This window comes from Superficieibacter electus (assembly GCF_002915575.1).
Taxonomy (GTDB): domain Bacteria; phylum Pseudomonadota; class Gammaproteobacteria; order Enterobacterales; family Enterobacteriaceae; genus Superficieibacter; species Superficieibacter electus.
Genome location: NZ_PQGD01000043.1, coordinates 1 through 13,206 on the forward strand (window position 1 = coordinate 1; position 13,206 = coordinate 13,206).

A 13,206-nucleotide genomic window follows, 5' to 3' on the forward strand; every position below is an offset into this window, starting at 1 on the left:
GTTTTAGCCAGTACGGTAGTGATTGCAGCGGTCAGCGTTGTTTTACCATGGTCAACGTGGCCGATAGTACCGACGTTGACGTGCGGTTTTGTACGTTCAAATTTTTCTTTAGACACGGCTATATTCCTTACTATAGCGCCCCCTCTCTGAGGGGGCACGGGACATTGGTTTTTAACCCCGGGGCTTATTTACCACGGGCTTCGATTACGGCCTGAGCAACGTTGTTCGGCGCATCATCATACTTCAGGAATTCCATTGTGTATGATGCACGACCTTTGGTCAGAGAACGCAGCTGGGTTGCATATCCGAACATTTCAGACAGCGGCACTTCAGCATGGATCTTAACGCCCGTTACTTCAGACTCCTGACCACGCAGCATACCACGACGACGGCTAAGGTCACCGATGACGTCACCAGTGTTCTCTTCCGGCGTTTCTACTTCAACCTTCATGATCGGCTCAAGCAGAACAGGTTTCGCTTTCTTAAAGCCATCTTTAAAGGCGATAGAAGCGGCCAGTTTAAACGCCAGCTCAGAGGAGTCAACGTCATGGTAAGAACCGAAGTGCAGACGCACACCGAGATCAACTACCGGGTAGCCAGCCAGCGGACCAGATTTCAGCTGTTCCTGGATGCCTTTATCAACGGCCGGGATGTATTCACCAGGAATTACACCACCTTTGATGTCGTTGACGAACTCGTAGCCTTTCGGGTTGGAACCCGGCTCCAGCGGGTACATGTCGATAACAACATGACCGTACTGACCGCGACCACCAGACTGCTTAGCGTGTTTACCTTCGATATCGGTAACTTTCGCGCGAATCGCTTCGCGGTAAGCAACCTGAGGTTTACCGACGTTCGCTTCAACGTTGAATTCGCGTTTCATACGGTCAACGATGATGTCGAGGTGCAGCTCACCCATACCGGCGATAATGGTCTGGTTAGATTCTTCGTCAGTCCATACGCGGAATGACGGGTCTTCTTTCGCCAGACGGCCCAGAGCCAGACCCATTTTTTCCTGGTCAGCTTTGGTTTTCGGTTCTACAGCGATGGAGATTACCGGCTCAGGGAATTCCATACGCTCCAGAATGATCGGCGCATCCGGGTTACACAGAGTGTCACCGGTGGTTACGTCTTTCAGACCGATCGCAGCAGCGATGTCGCCCGCGCGAACTTCTTTAATCTCTTCACGTTTGTTAGCGTGCATCTGTACGATACGGCCAAAACGTTCACGCGCAGATTTCACAGAGTTCAGTACGGTGTCACCGGAGTTAACCACGCCAGAGTACACGCGGAAGAACGTCAGGTTACCTACGAACGGGTCGGTAGCGATTTTGAACGCCAGTGCCGCGAACGGCTCTTCATCACTTGCGTGACGCTCAGCCGGCGTATCTTTACCGTCGTCCAGAATACCGTTGATCGCAGGAACGTCAGTCGGGGACGGCAGGTAATCAATTACCGCATCCAGCATCGCCTGAACACCTTTGTTCTTGAACGCAGAACCACAGGTTACCAGGATGATTTCGTTGTTCAGAACGCGCTGGCGAAGAGCAGATTTGATCTCTTCTTCAGTCAGTTCTTCACCACCCAGGTATTTCTCCATCAGCTCTTCAGAAGCTTCAGCAGCGGATTCAATCAGGTTCTGGTGCCATTCGTCAGCCAGGTCCTGCATGTCAGCCGGGATATCTTCGTATTCGAAGGTAACGCCCTGATCTGCATCGTTCCAGTTGATGGCTTTCATTTTCACCAGGTCAACAACACCGGTGAAACCTTCTTCAGCACCAATCGCCAGCTGCAGCGGAACCGGGTTCGCGCCCAGACGGGATTTGATCTGACCAACAACTTTCAGGAAGTTCGCACCCATACGGTCCATTTTGTTAACGAACGCGATACGTGGAACTTTATATTTGTTTGCCTGACGCCATACGGTTTCAGACTGCGGCTGAACACCACCAACTGCGCAGTAAACCATTACCGCACCGTCAAGTACACGCATGGAACGTTCTACTTCGATGGTGAAGTCAACGTGCCCCGGGGTGTCGATGATGTTTACGCGATGCGGTTCATACTGCTTAGCCATACCAGACCAGAATGCAGTAGTCGCTGCGGACGTGATGGTGATACCACGTTCCTGCTCCTGCTCCATCCAGTCCATGGTTGCTGCGCCGTCATGAACTTCACCGATTTTGTGGTTTACACCGGTGTAGAACAGAATACGTTCGGTAGTCGTGGTTTTACCGGCGTCGATGTGCGCACTGATACCGATGTTACGATAGCGTGCGATGGGTGTTGTACGAGCCATTTGATTCCTCGTTTATTGCATTAGGCGTTCAGATAAGTTTTCCAGTGCGGGCGGCTTACCTGAAGCGCCCGCCTGTTGACTATGACTCCGAAGGGATTACCAACGGTAGTGTGCGAACGCCTTGTTGGCTTCTGCCATACGGTGAACGTCTTCACGTTTCTTCACTGCTGTACCTTTGTTGTCAGCAGCATCAGAAAGTTCGTTCGCCAGGCGCAGAGCCATGGATTTATCACCGCGTTTACGAGCAGCTTCAACGATCCAACGCATTGCCAGGGCATTACGACGGACCGGACGAACTTCAACCGGAACCTGATAAGTTGAACCACCAACGCGGCGAGACTTAACTTCGACAGTCGGGCGCACGTTTTCGAGAGCAACTTCGAAAGCTTCCAGTTCATTTTTACCAGAGCGCTGAGCCAGGGTCTCCAGCGCGCTGTATACGATTGATTCTGCAGTAGATTTTTTACCATCTACCATCAGGATATTGACAAATTTAGCCAGCAGTTCTGATCCGAACTTCGGATCCGGCAGAATTTTACGCTGACCAATGACGCGACGACGTGGCATGGAAATACTCCGTTGTTAATTCAGGATTGTCCAAAACTCTACGAGTTTAGTTTGACATTAAGATAAAACGTTTGGCCTTACTTAACGGAGAACCATTAAGCCTTAGGACGTTTCACGCCATACTTGGAACGTGATTGCTTACGGTCTTTAACGCCGGAGCAGTCAAGCGCACCACGAACGGTGTGGTAACGAACACCCGGGAGGTCTTTTACACGACCGCCACGGATCAGGATCACGGAGTGCTCCTGCAGGTTATGACCTTCACCACCGATGTAGGAGGTAACTTCGAAACCGTTAGTCAGACGCACACGGCAAACTTTACGCAGTGCGGAGTTCGGTTTTTTCGGGGTGGTAGTATATACACGAGTACATACGCCACGTTTCTGCGGGCAGGCTTCCAGCGCAGGCACGTTGCTTTTCGCAACTTTGCGTGCACGTGGTTTGCGTACCAGCTGGTTAACTGTTGCCATTAAATAGCTCCTGGTTTTAGCTTTTGCTTCGTAAACACGTAATAAAACGCCCTCATACAATATGAGGACGCAGAATTTTAGGGCTGTGCAGAAAAGGTGTCAAGAAATATACAGCGATCTTGTCATTACCAGGCCATTTGACCCGTATGTTTTATTGTTAGCCTGACGAAACCAGTATAGTCAACACGGATAACACTGGTCGAAATTTGAGCAGAAAAACCACGCGCATTGATGTCCTCTTCAAGCACATACACCGATATGGGGGCGCTGGTCAGCATTTCAAGAAAGCGATTACCTTCGACACCTGCCTGCACGCCGTCGGCGATCAGCAGCAGATCGTCGCCCTTACGCAGCATACGCAGCAAGCTCGTCATATCACAATGCCACGGTGAGTGGCGCAGGGTGTGCAGCATGTCAGCCTCAAAACGTCATAATGACGTCGTAGTTATCCAGTTTTTGCCGCAGCGTATCGGGTTCCAGCAGCTCAACGTCCAGAACGCGCGGCGTATCTGCGCTGAATCCCCGTTCACGCAACGATGCCGCACATAGCCAGCAATTATCAATGTCGTAGAGCGGAAGCACTTTGAAGGTGGCGATATAATCGCGGGCCAGGATGGTGGCGGGCTGCTGACCGGCCAACAGTTGTAGTACGCCGTCACCAAGGAAAAAGACGCCCGTGTCGTCGGTGAGCGCCGAGGTGGCCAGTAGCGCATCCAGCCCTTCACGTCCGGCAGCAGAACCGTGTGGCGAGGAAGTAAATACAAAGGCGACGCGTTTCATCAGAACTGCACCACCCTGTCGCAGGTGAGCGCGGCTTGGGCAAGTGCGCCCAGTCCGGTGAGAGAGAAACCGTCCGCAAGATGGGCTCCCGGCAATTCAGGATGTCCGGATTCGGACTCATTCGTCACCCCACGACGCAGCGCCGCCGCGACACAAATATGCAGCGCCACACCCTGCTCCTGATGCAAACGCTGCCAGGCCCGTACCATGTCAAACTCATCGCTGGCCGGAGAGGTGAGCTGATTGGCGTTATAAACGCCTTCACGATAAAAGAAGACGCTCGTCAGGGCGTGCCCTTCAGCCAGCAGCGCCTGAGCAAACTGCCACGCGCTTGACGCCTGTTGCGTACCGTAGGCCGGCCCGGTCACCAGCAGAGCAAAACGCATTACTTATCCTGCCCCATAAAATCGCCGCTCTTAAACTGGCGAATATAGAGATAAACCGTGTGCTTGGAAATGTTCAGACGGTCGGCCACCTGGTTAATAGCGTCTTTAATATCAAAAATCCCTTTCTCATAAAGGTTGAGCACAATCTGGCGATTTTTGGCGTTATTAGAGACGTTGCGATCGGCGTTCACTTCTTCAATGGTGAACTCGAGGGTCTGCGCTACCAGATCGTCTACCGACGAGGCAAAGTTTACCGACGAACTGACGTCCGGGGTTTCCGGCGGAATAAACGTATTCATGATCTGCGAAAATGGCACGTCAAGGTTCATATTGATGCACAGCAGGCCGATCACCCGTTGATCTCGATTGCGAATAGCAATGGTCAGCGACTTCATCAGGACGCCACTTTTGGCGCGGGTGAAATAGCACTTCGACACACTGCTGTCTGCGCCGGTCATATCATGCAGCATCCGCAGCGCCAGGTCGGTAATCGGAGAGCCAATCTGCCGTCCGGTGTGTTCACCATTGGCGATACGAATGGCGGAACATTTTAAATCTTGTAGGGAGTGCAACACGATTTCACAATGGGAACCAATAAGCATCGCTAACCCGTCCACTACCGCTTCATAGGATTTCAGGATATCGAAGTCGGTCTGATCGAATGGACGTTGATCCAGTAAATCAAGCTCGCTGGTTTCGTTGGTTAAAAGCGACCTGGACATGAAAGAAAGCACTCCTTTTCAGGAACCTGTCGTTATGTTTTCAGGGCAGGCTCGATTAACACCAATAACGCTACGTAACATCATTCAGGATGCGTCAGGGGAGAAGCTTACGGGCGAGGAAGTATAGCCAACGCAGAGGCAGCCTGAAGAATGACGAGTATAAACTAATACAGCGAAGGTTCCGCTGACCAGAATTAATTATACCGTCCTGCAATAAAAAAACCGCCGCAGAAAGCGGCGGCGATAGTCATTTTTTATTTTTTAGCATCTGCGGCTTTATCATCGGCGGCAGCGGCTGGTGCATCAGCGCTGGCAGGGGCTGCCGGTTTGATATCAAGCAGCTCTACGTCAAAGACCAGCGTAGAGTTAGCCGGGATACCCGGAACGCCATTTTTACCGTAAGCCAGCTCTGGTGGGATAACCAGCTTGATTTTGCCGCCTTTCTTAATGTTTTTCAGGCCTTCAGTCCAGCCAGGGATCACGCCGTCAAGACGGAAGGACAACGGTTCGCCACGGGTGTAAGAGTTGTCAAACTCTTTACCGTCGGTCAGCGTACCTTTGTAGTTAACCACCACGGTATCGCTGTCTTTCGGCGCGTCGCCAGTACCGGCTTTTTCTACTTTATACAGCAGGCCGGTAGAGGATTTTTTCACCCCTTTCTCTTTGGCGAAAGCATCGCGGTAAGCTTTACCTTTGGCTTCGCTTTCAGCCGCGTCTTTTTCCATCTTCGCCTGAGCGGATGCTTTTACACGGGTTTCAAACGCTTGCAGAGTCTGCTCGATTTCCTGATCGGACAGTTTGCTCTTATCCGCAAACGCATCCTGGACACCCGCGATCAGCTGGTCTTTATCCAGCTTGATACCCAGTTTTTCTTGTTCTTTCAGGGAGTTTTCCATGTAACGGCCCAGCGATGCGCCCAGTGCGTAAGCTGACTTCTGGTCGTCATTTTTGAATGCAGCGTTGCTGGCCGGAGCAGCCTTGCTGTCGGTTGCCGGTGCAGCGGCGGTAGCCGTCTCTGCAGCGAAGGTCAGCGGCGCGTTCAGCGCGACAGCCATCGTCGTCGCCAGCAGAGTAACTTTAAACAGTGATTTCATCCATATCTCCAGGGCCGGGGCATCTCACCCCAGGTTAACTTTCAAATTAGAAGCGTACTATAAAGCGTTGCAGAAGAAATCTACAGACGGACTCTCCCTAATTACGGATCTTTTCAGACTATTTTTGTTTAAATTAGTTTCCCGCCGATACGGCAAATGCTGCATGGAGAAAGAAAGTTGAGTAGAATCCGCCCGCTCGCGACCACAAGCTGCACAGAAGAGGTGAATCATGCAGGATAAAACATTGGAAGCGCGTCTGGCTGAACTGGAGAGCCGCCTGGCCTTTCAGGAGATCACTATTGAGGATCTTAACCAGACCGTTACCGCCCACGAGATGGAGATGGCGAAGCTTCGTGAACATGTGCGCCTGATGGCAGAAAAGTTGAAAGCCAGTCAGCCTTCGCAAATGGCATCGCCGTCGGAAGAGACACCGCCGCCCCATTATTAATGGCGTAAAAAAAGCGGGTTGCCCCGCTTTTTGACCGTATCGCGTTGAAAAACGATAGCGATTAGTGGCAGCCGCAACCGCCGTGACCGCCGCAACCACCTTTACCGTGATCGTGGTCATGGCCATGGCCGCCGCAGCAACCGTCGTGGCCGTGGTCATGGTCGTGATGATGATCGTGCGCGCCGTGTACGTGACCGTGTTCCAGCTCTTCAGCCGTGGCTTCACGAATGGCAACCACTTCCACGCTGAATTTCAGGTTCTGGCCTGCCAGCATGTGGTTACCGTCAACCACCACGTGATCGTCTTCAACGCCCGTGATTTCAACCGGTACCGGACCCTGATCGGTTTCCGCCAGGAAGCGCATACCAACCTGCAGTTCATCAACGCCCATGAATACGTCTTTAGGCACGCGCTGAACCAGGTTTTCATCATACTGGCCGTAAGCGTCATTCGCTTCGACAGCCACGTCAAATTTGTCGCCTGGTTCATGGCCTTCCAGCGCATTTTCCAGACCAGAAATCAGGGAGCCGTGACCATGCAGATAGTCCAGCGGCGCGCTTACCGGAGACTCATCAACTAATACACCGTCTTCTGTACGTACCTGATAGGCCAGGCTGACCACCAGGTCTTTTGCTACTTTCATGATATCTCCTGAGCAAGGGAAGAATAGTGGCGCAGATTGTAGCGGAATTCTGCACGCGTGTACCCTTTAGCTTAAAAAAACCTGCGGCATCTCGCTAGTCCGGATGAAAAATGCCGATCACTTGCTCTTCTTTGCGTACGTGATCGCGGGCCTCTTTATCGGCTTCACGCATCTGATGACCGCACTTAACGCATTCAACAATATCAACATTATTCTCCCGCCACATGGCCAGGGTGTCCTGCGCCTGGCAGGAAGGACATTTTGCGCCTGCAATAAAACGTTTACGGACTGGCATCATTTACTCCTGATCTAATTCATCCCAGCCGTCAAGCTGGTGACGCTCCAGATGCATTTCACGCTGGAAAATCTCTTCCAGCTCGCGTCGCGCTTCCTGCACGCGAGAAATCTGCACCGTATCGGTGTGTATCGGCATCAATTCGCGCAGCATTCGCATATCCAGACGACGGAAATGAAGCTGTGCCCGGTGTGCCTGGTGCGGGTGCACGCCAAGCGAAATCAGCGCCTTGCGTCCCAGCTCCAGCGCGCTGGAGAACGTTTCGCGTGAGAACTGGGTAACGCCCGCCTGTAACAACTCGTGTGCCTCTACGCGACCACGCGCTCGCGCCATAATTTTCAACTGCGGAAAATGTTGCTGGCAAATTTCCACCAGCTTCATCGTGTCTTCGGGTTCATTACAGGTAATGACGATAGACTGCGCCTCCGCCGCTCCCGCTGCGTGCAGTAAATCCACCTGCGTGGCATCACCGTAATACACTTTATAGCCATATTTACGCATCAGGTTGACCGCGCTGATATCGCGCTCCAGAACCGTAATGCGCATTTTATTGGCCATCAGTAAACGGCCGATAACCTGACCAAAGCGGCCGAACCCGACAATAATGACCTGTGGTTTGTCGTCGTCCACCCACGGCTTTTCATCTTCGTCATCCGGCCCGTTAAAGCGCCGGGAGAGCATTTTATCGATGGCTTTCATCAGTAGCGGCGTGGTCATCATCGACAGCGTCACCGTGACCAGCAGCAGCGCCATCTGATCGTTCTGGAACAGTTTTTGCGACGAGGCCGTAGAGAACAGCACAAAGGCAAATTCACCGCCCTGGCTAAGCACCCCGGCAAACTGCATCCGTTCAGAACTGCGCAAACCATAAATACGCGCCAGCAGATAAAGCACCAGCGTTTTGACCGCCACCAGCGCAAACACACTGAATACCACCCACAGCAGATGCGTGTAGAGCACGCCAAGGTTGAGCGACATTCCGACCGAAATAAAGAACAGCCCGAGCAATAATCCTTTAAACGGATCGATGGAGGATTCCAGCTCATGACGATATTCACTTTCCGCCAGTAGCACCCCGGCGATAAAGGTGCCGAGTGCCATCGACAGCCCCAGCGCATCCATAAACAGCGCCGAACCAAGTACCAGTAGCAGCGTGGCGGCGGTAAACACTTCGCGCACGCCAGAGGCGGCAATAAAGCGGAACACCGGGCGCAGCAGGTAGCGTCCGCCCACCAGCATCCCGGCAAACGCCAGCACCTTCATGCCGATTTTTATCCAGTCAAAGTGATCGTCGCCGGAACCCGCCAGCAGCGGCACCAGCGCCAGCGCCGGGATCACCGCCAGATCCTGAAATAACAGCACTGAAAAGCCAAGCTGCCCGGATTCGCTGCGGTTCATCCCTTTCTCGCGCATTAACTGAAGCGCCATCGCCGTCGAAGACATGGCAAGGCCGATCCCTCCGACAACCGCGGCCTGCCAGGAGAAATCCGTCAACATCAGCAGCCCGCCGAGGATCGCTGCACTAAACATCACTTGCGCCGCGCCGACGCCGAAAATTGAACGCCGGAGTTCCCAGAGCTTACCGGGATTCAGTTCCAGCCCGATGATAAACATCAGGAACACCACGCCCAGCTCGGAGAAATGCAGGATCTCGTCGACATCGCTGATAAACCCCAGCCCCCACGGACCAATAGCAATCCCGGCCAGCAGATACCCCAGCACCGCGCCAATACCCAGACGCGCCGCCAGCGGCACCGCCACCACGGCGGCAAAAAGAAACAGGACGCCGGCCAGTAACAGATCGGACCCCTCCATTACTGACCTCCGTTAATAACCGGTGACGCCAGCCATTCGCCGTAAGCTTTCGCCCGGCTGGCCAGTTCCTGCGGCGTTTGCCGCCTTGCCCAGTAGATGATCATCGGGTTAAGCCAGTGCATACGGCACATGGCGGCGGTTAACTCAAAAGGGCGCAGTACATCGCTCATCGGGTAGCGGTTCAGGGCGTCATAGCGGTAAGCACTCTCCGGCTCGCCGGTGGTGATCACACTCCGCCAGTACTTTCCCGCCAGTTGATTCCCTCCCGGACCGCTGGAAAAACCCCGGCTGAGCACACGATCCAGCCACTCTTTCAGCAGTGCCGGACAGCTATAAGTATACAGCGGATGCTGGAACACAATGACATCATGCTCCAGGAGCAACGCCTGTTCGCGCGGAATATCAATAAAAAAATCGGGATACTGCGCATAGAGATCGTGCACAGTAACATTTTGCAGCTGCGTGGCCGGCTTAAGCAAAACCCGGTTGGCTACCGAGTCCTGTGATTCCGGATGGGCATACAGCAGCAGTACTTTCGCTGTCTGCGACATCATTCCCCTCCCGGGTTTGTCGTTCATTCTCTTTCAGGCCGCATTGCTGCCAGAATGATTTTGTCTATCGTCTTCATTATGGGCTACCATTGCGCCCCGGTGCGGCATTTTGCCAGCAACCTTACATTATCATAATGACAAATTAACATAGTCTGAACATACGGCACCTTATGATTGTTTTCTCCTCGTTACAAATTCGCCGTGGCGTGCGTGTCCTGCTGGATAACGCCACTGCCACCATTAATCCGGGCCAGAAAGTCGGTCTGGTAGGCAAAAACGGCTGCGGTAAATCGACTCTGCTGGCCCTGCTAAAAAATGAGCTTAGCGCCGATGCCGGTAGCTTTACGTTTCCCGGCACCTGGCAACTGGCATGGGTGAATCAGGAAACGCCCGCCCTGGCGCAACCCGCGCTGGAATATGTTATCGACGGAGATCGCGAATTCCGCCAGCTTGAGGCGCAATTACAGGCTGCAAACGAGGCGAACGACGGACATGCGATTGCCACCATTCACGGCAAGCTGGACGCGGTAGATGCATGGACCATTCGCTCACGCGCCTCCAGCCTGCTGCACGGCCTCGGCTTTTCTACAGAACAACTTGCACGCCCGGTCAGCGACTTCTCCGGCGGCTGGCGAATGCGTCTCAACCTCGCGCAGGCGCTGATTTGCCGCTCCGATTTGCTGCTGCTTGATGAACCGACTAACCACCTCGATCTTGATGCGGTGATCTGGCTGGAACGCTGGCTGAAAAGCTACCAGGGCACGCTGATCCTGATTTCCCACGACCGCGACTTTCTCGACCCGGTAGTGGACAAAATTATCCACATCGAACAGCAGTCGATGTTTGAATACACCGGCAACTACAGTTCCTTCGAGCGCCAGCGCGCTACGCGTCTCGCCCAGCAGCAGGCGACGTATGAAAGCCAGCAGCAGCGCGTGGCGCATCTGCAAAGCTTTATCGACCGCTTTAAAGCCAAGGCCAGCAAGGCAAAACAGGCCCAAAGCCGGGTGAAAATGCTGGAACGAATGGAGCTTATCGCCCCGGCGCATGTTGATAACCCGTTCCACTTCAGCTTCCGCGCGCCGGAAAGCCTGCCCAATCCACTGCTGAAAATGGAAAAGGTGAGCGCGGGTTATGGCGAGCGCACAATCCTCGATTCGATCAAGCTGAATCTGGTTCCCGGTTCGCGTATTGGTCTTCTTGGCCGCAACGGCGCAGGTAAATCAACGCTGATTAAGCTGCTGGCCGGTGAGCTGGCCCCGACGCACGGTGAAATCGGCCTGGCGAAGGGCATCAAGCTGGGTTATTTCGCCCAGCATCAGCTGGAATTTTTACGCGCGGATGAATCACCGTTACAGCATATGGCACGGCTGGCACCGCAGGAGCTGGAGCAGAAACTGCGCGACTATCTTGGCGGCTTCGGCTTCCAGGGCGATAAAGTCACCGAGCAGACCGCACGCTTCTCTGGCGGCGAAAAAGCGCGTCTGGTGCTGGCGCTGATTGTCTGGCAACGGCCAAACCTGCTGCTGCTTGATGAACCGACTAACCATCTCGACCTCGACATGCGTCAGGCGCTGACCGAGGCGCTGATTGAGTTTGAAGGCGCGCTGGTGGTTGTCTCGCACGACCGTCACCTGCTGCGCTCCACCACTGACGACTTGTATCTGGTGCATGACGGTAAAGTCGAACCGTTCGATGGCGATCTGGAAGATTACCAGAAATGGCTGAGCGACGTTCAGAAGCAGGAAAGCCAGCCTGAAGACCCTTCTAAAGACAACGCCAACAGTGCTCAGGCGCGTAAAGATCAGAAGCGTCGTGAAGCGGAATTGCGCACCCTGACGCAGCCGCTGCGCAAAGAGATCGCCCGTCTGGAAAAAGAGATGGAAAAACTCAATGCGCAGCTGGCGAAGGCGGAAGAAAAGCTGGGCGACAGCGAACTGTACGATCAAAGCCGTAAAGCTGAACTGACGGAATGCCTGCAACAGCAGGCCAGCGCGAAATCGGGCCTTGAGGAGTGTGAAATGGCCTGGCTGGAGGCGCATGAACAACTGGAAGCCATGACTCAGGGCGACTAATTTTCTCACATGGAGCGGCCACAGATGATCCCGGATATCGCCAGCGATATAACTTTTCGCAAGCTTGCCATCTTCATGACCTTTATGGAGAAGGGGAACATCGCCCGCACCGCCGAGGCGCTGGCGCTAAGCGGCGTCAGCGTGCATCGTGCGCTGCACACGCTGGAAGAGAATGTCCGCTGTCCGCTGTTTATCCATAAGGGCCGCAACTTGATGCCGCTGCCCGCCGCGGAGACGCTGCTGGAATATTGTCAGGAGATCACTCAACTCATGGCGCGCGGGCTGGAAGAAACACGCAGAACCGCCGGGATTGGTCAGGGGCGTCTGCGCGTTGGCACGCTCTACTCGCTGACGCTGGAAACCGTGCCGCGTCTGATTATGGGCATGAAATTACGCCGTCCGGATCTGGAAATGGATCTGACGATGGGATCGAATGAGACGTTATTACGGATGCTGGAAGATGGCGTACTGGATGCGATCCTCATCTCGATTTCTGAAAGTGAGATCGACCGTAATAGCCTTGAAGTCTTGCCGCTGTTTCACGATGACATTTACCTCGCCGCGCCTGCCAGCGCATCGCTGGACAGCAAAAAACTGGCCGATCTCCGCGATTACCATGACCAGAAATTTGTTTCGCTGGCGGAAGGGTTTGCCACCTACGCTGGCTTTCAGGAAGCGTTTCATATTGCGGGTTTTGAGCCGGAAATTGTCACCCGGGTTAACGATATCTTCTCGATGCTCAGCCTCGTGCAGGCGGGCGTCGGCTTTACCCTGATGCCGGGACGCATGAAGAAAATGTATGAAGGCTCGGTACAATTGCAGAAACTTTCTCAGCCGTATCAGATGCAGCAGCTTATCGCCATCGTCTTTGCCCGCAACCGCGAGATGGACCCTAACCTGCTGGCACTGGCGGCTGAGGGGCGCATGTACGCTCGCAGCTTGCAGGATAATGTCGGATAAAACCACCGGGCGAGTGGCACTGACCACCCTCACCCCGGCCCTCTCCCTGAGGGAGAGGGAGTACTCCGTACACCCCGCAGGCCCGGTAAGCGCAGCGCCAC

16 protein-coding genes are annotated in these 13,206 nt (G+C 53.9%); 3 read left to right on the plus strand and 13 right to left on the minus strand.

Annotated elements, in window-relative coordinates; genetic code table 11:
• From CHU32_RS26865 to fkpA, 9 genes are all read right to left on the minus strand, one after another.
• On the minus strand, window positions 1-116 hold a 116-nt coding region (locus CHU32_RS26865; protein WP_000031649.1), incomplete at its 3' end, for a GTP-binding protein.
• Between the two features lie 68 nt (window positions 117-184).
• Entirely contained in the window at window positions 185-2,299 is a 2,115-nt protein-coding gene (gene fusA / locus CHU32_RS26870) for an elongation factor G (RefSeq protein WP_103677174.1), read from the minus strand.
• Between the two features lie 96 nt (window positions 2,300-2,395).
• Window positions 2,396-2,866, minus strand: a complete 471-nt coding sequence (rpsG, locus tag CHU32_RS26875) for a 30S ribosomal protein S7 (protein ID WP_035894363.1) — start codon at window positions 2,864-2,866, stop codon at window positions 2,396-2,398.
• Window positions 2,867-2,961: 95 nt separating this feature from the next.
• Window positions 2,962-3,336: a 30S ribosomal protein S12 gene (rpsL, locus tag CHU32_RS26880; protein ID WP_003023654.1), complete on the minus strand. Its 375-nt coding sequence runs from the start codon at window positions 3,334-3,336 to the stop codon at window positions 2,962-2,964.
• A 125-nt stretch (window positions 3,337-3,461) separates the two neighbouring features.
• Window positions 3,462-3,749, minus strand: a complete 288-nt coding sequence (tusB, locus tag CHU32_RS26885) for a sulfurtransferase complex subunit TusB (RefSeq protein WP_103677175.1) — start codon at window positions 3,747-3,749, stop codon at window positions 3,462-3,464.
• A gap of 7 nt (window positions 3,750-3,756) precedes the next feature.
• On the minus strand, window positions 3,757-4,116 hold the full coding sequence (tusC, locus tag CHU32_RS26890) for a sulfurtransferase complex subunit TusC (protein WP_103677176.1): 360 nt from the start codon (window positions 4,114-4,116) through the stop codon (window positions 3,757-3,759).
• On the minus strand, window positions 4,116-4,502 hold the full coding sequence (gene tusD / locus CHU32_RS26895; RefSeq protein ID WP_103677177.1) for a sulfurtransferase complex subunit TusD: 387 nt from the start codon (window positions 4,500-4,502) through the stop codon (window positions 4,116-4,118). The genes tusC and tusD overlap by 1 nt, the downstream gene beginning before the upstream one ends.
• Window positions 4,502-5,224 (minus strand): helix-turn-helix transcriptional regulator, encoded by a 723-nt coding sequence (locus CHU32_RS26900; RefSeq protein WP_103677178.1) that lies wholly within the window; start codon window positions 5,222-5,224, stop codon window positions 4,502-4,504. The genes tusD and CHU32_RS26900 overlap by 1 nt, the downstream gene beginning before the upstream one ends.
• 254 nt (window positions 5,225-5,478) lie before the next feature.
• A complete protein-coding gene (gene fkpA / locus CHU32_RS26905; RefSeq protein WP_103677179.1) occupies window positions 5,479-6,318 on the minus strand; it encodes an FKBP-type peptidyl-prolyl cis-trans isomerase in 840 nt (279 codons plus the stop codon).
• A 229-nt stretch (window positions 6,319-6,547) separates the two neighbouring features.
• On the opposite strand from fkpA, the gene CHU32_RS26910 reads away from it, so the two are divergent.
• On the plus strand, window positions 6,548-6,766 hold the full coding sequence (locus CHU32_RS26910) for a protein SlyX (RefSeq protein ID WP_103677180.1): 219 nt from the start codon (window positions 6,548-6,550) through the stop codon (window positions 6,764-6,766).
• A gap of 61 nt (window positions 6,767-6,827) precedes the next feature.
• On the opposite strand, the gene slyD is transcribed toward CHU32_RS26910, so the two are convergent.
• The 4 genes from slyD to kefG form a co-directional block, all read right to left on the minus strand.
• Window positions 6,828-7,409, minus strand: coding sequence for a peptidylprolyl isomerase (slyD, locus tag CHU32_RS26915; protein ID WP_103677181.1), 582 nt, complete (start codon window positions 7,407-7,409; stop codon window positions 6,828-6,830).
• Window positions 7,410-7,503: 94 nt separating this feature from the next.
• Window positions 7,504-7,704, minus strand: coding sequence for a YheV family putative zinc ribbon protein (locus CHU32_RS26920; protein WP_103677285.1), 201 nt, complete (start codon window positions 7,702-7,704; stop codon window positions 7,504-7,506).
• Between the two features lie 3 nt (window positions 7,705-7,707).
• Window positions 7,708-9,519, minus strand: coding sequence for a glutathione-regulated potassium-efflux system protein KefB (gene kefB / locus CHU32_RS26925; protein ID WP_103677182.1), 1,812 nt, complete (start codon window positions 9,517-9,519; stop codon window positions 7,708-7,710).
• Window positions 9,519-10,070: a glutathione-regulated potassium-efflux system ancillary protein KefG gene (gene kefG / locus CHU32_RS26930; protein ID WP_176691686.1), complete on the minus strand. Its 552-nt coding sequence runs from the start codon at window positions 10,068-10,070 to the stop codon at window positions 9,519-9,521. The genes kefB and kefG overlap by 1 nt, the downstream gene beginning before the upstream one ends.
• 170 nt (window positions 10,071-10,240) lie before the next feature.
• Here kefG and CHU32_RS26935 point away from each other — a divergent pair, with 170 nt between their 5' ends.
• Together CHU32_RS26935 and CHU32_RS26940 are read left to right on the plus strand one after the other, a co-directional pair.
• Window positions 10,241-12,145: an ABC transporter ATP-binding protein gene (locus CHU32_RS26935; protein ID WP_103677184.1), complete on the plus strand. Its 1,905-nt coding sequence runs from the start codon at window positions 10,241-10,243 to the stop codon at window positions 12,143-12,145.
• Between the two features lie 24 nt (window positions 12,146-12,169).
• Window positions 12,170-13,105 carry a LysR family transcriptional regulator gene (locus CHU32_RS26940; protein ID WP_103677185.1) on the plus strand — a complete coding sequence of 312 codons (936 nt, stop codon included), beginning with the start codon at window positions 12,170-12,172 and terminating at the stop codon, window positions 13,103-13,105.
• The last annotated feature ends 101 nt before the right edge of the window (window positions 13,106-13,206 follow it).

Excerpts from the sequence above, each read along its gene's own strand:
- CHU32_RS26900 (WP_103677178.1), bottom strand. The coding sequence starts at position 5,224 with ATGTCCAGGTCGCTTTTAACCAACGAAACCAGCGAGCTTGATTTACTG.
- kefB (WP_103677182.1), bottom strand. The coding sequence starts at position 9,519 with ATGGAGGGGTCCGATCTGTTACTGGCCGGCGTCCTGTTTCTTTTTGCC.
- rpsG (WP_035894363.1), bottom strand. The coding sequence starts at position 2,866 with ATGCCACGTCGTCGCGTCATTGGTCAGCGTAAAATTCTGCCGGATCCG.
- slyD (WP_103677181.1), bottom strand. The coding sequence starts at position 7,409 with ATGAAAGTAGCAAAAGACCTGGTGGTCAGCCTGGCCTATCAGGTACGT.
- fusA (WP_103677174.1), bottom strand. The coding sequence starts at position 2,299 with ATGGCTCGTACAACACCCATCGCACGCTATCGTAACATCGGTATCAGT.
- CHU32_RS26935 (WP_103677184.1), top strand. The coding sequence starts at position 10,241 with ATGATTGTTTTCTCCTCGTTACAAATTCGCCGTGGCGTGCGTGTCCTG.
- CHU32_RS26920 (WP_103677285.1), bottom strand. The coding sequence starts at position 7,704 with ATGCCAGTCCGTAAACGTTTTATTGCAGGCGCAAAATGTCCTTCCTGC.
- rpsL (WP_003023654.1), bottom strand. The coding sequence starts at position 3,336 with ATGGCAACAGTTAACCAGCTGGTACGCAAACCACGTGCACGCAAAGTT.
- fkpA (WP_103677179.1), bottom strand. The coding sequence starts at position 6,318 with ATGAAATCACTGTTTAAAGTTACTCTGCTGGCGACGACGATGGCTGTC.
- CHU32_RS26940 (WP_103677185.1), top strand. The coding sequence starts at position 12,170 with ATGATCCCGGATATCGCCAGCGATATAACTTTTCGCAAGCTTGCCATC.
- CHU32_RS26910 (WP_103677180.1), top strand. The coding sequence starts at position 6,548 with ATGCAGGATAAAACATTGGAAGCGCGTCTGGCTGAACTGGAGAGCCGC.
- kefG (WP_176691686.1), bottom strand. The coding sequence starts at position 10,070 with ATGTCGCAGACAGCGAAAGTACTGCTGCTGTATGCCCATCCGGAATCA.
- tusB (WP_103677175.1), bottom strand. The coding sequence starts at position 3,749 with ATGCTGCACACCCTGCGCCACTCACCGTGGCATTGTGATATGACGAGC.
- tusC (WP_103677176.1), bottom strand. The coding sequence starts at position 4,116 with ATGAAACGCGTCGCCTTTGTATTTACTTCCTCGCCACACGGTTCTGCT.
- tusD (WP_103677177.1), bottom strand. The coding sequence starts at position 4,502 with ATGCGTTTTGCTCTGCTGGTGACCGGGCCGGCCTACGGTACGCAACAG.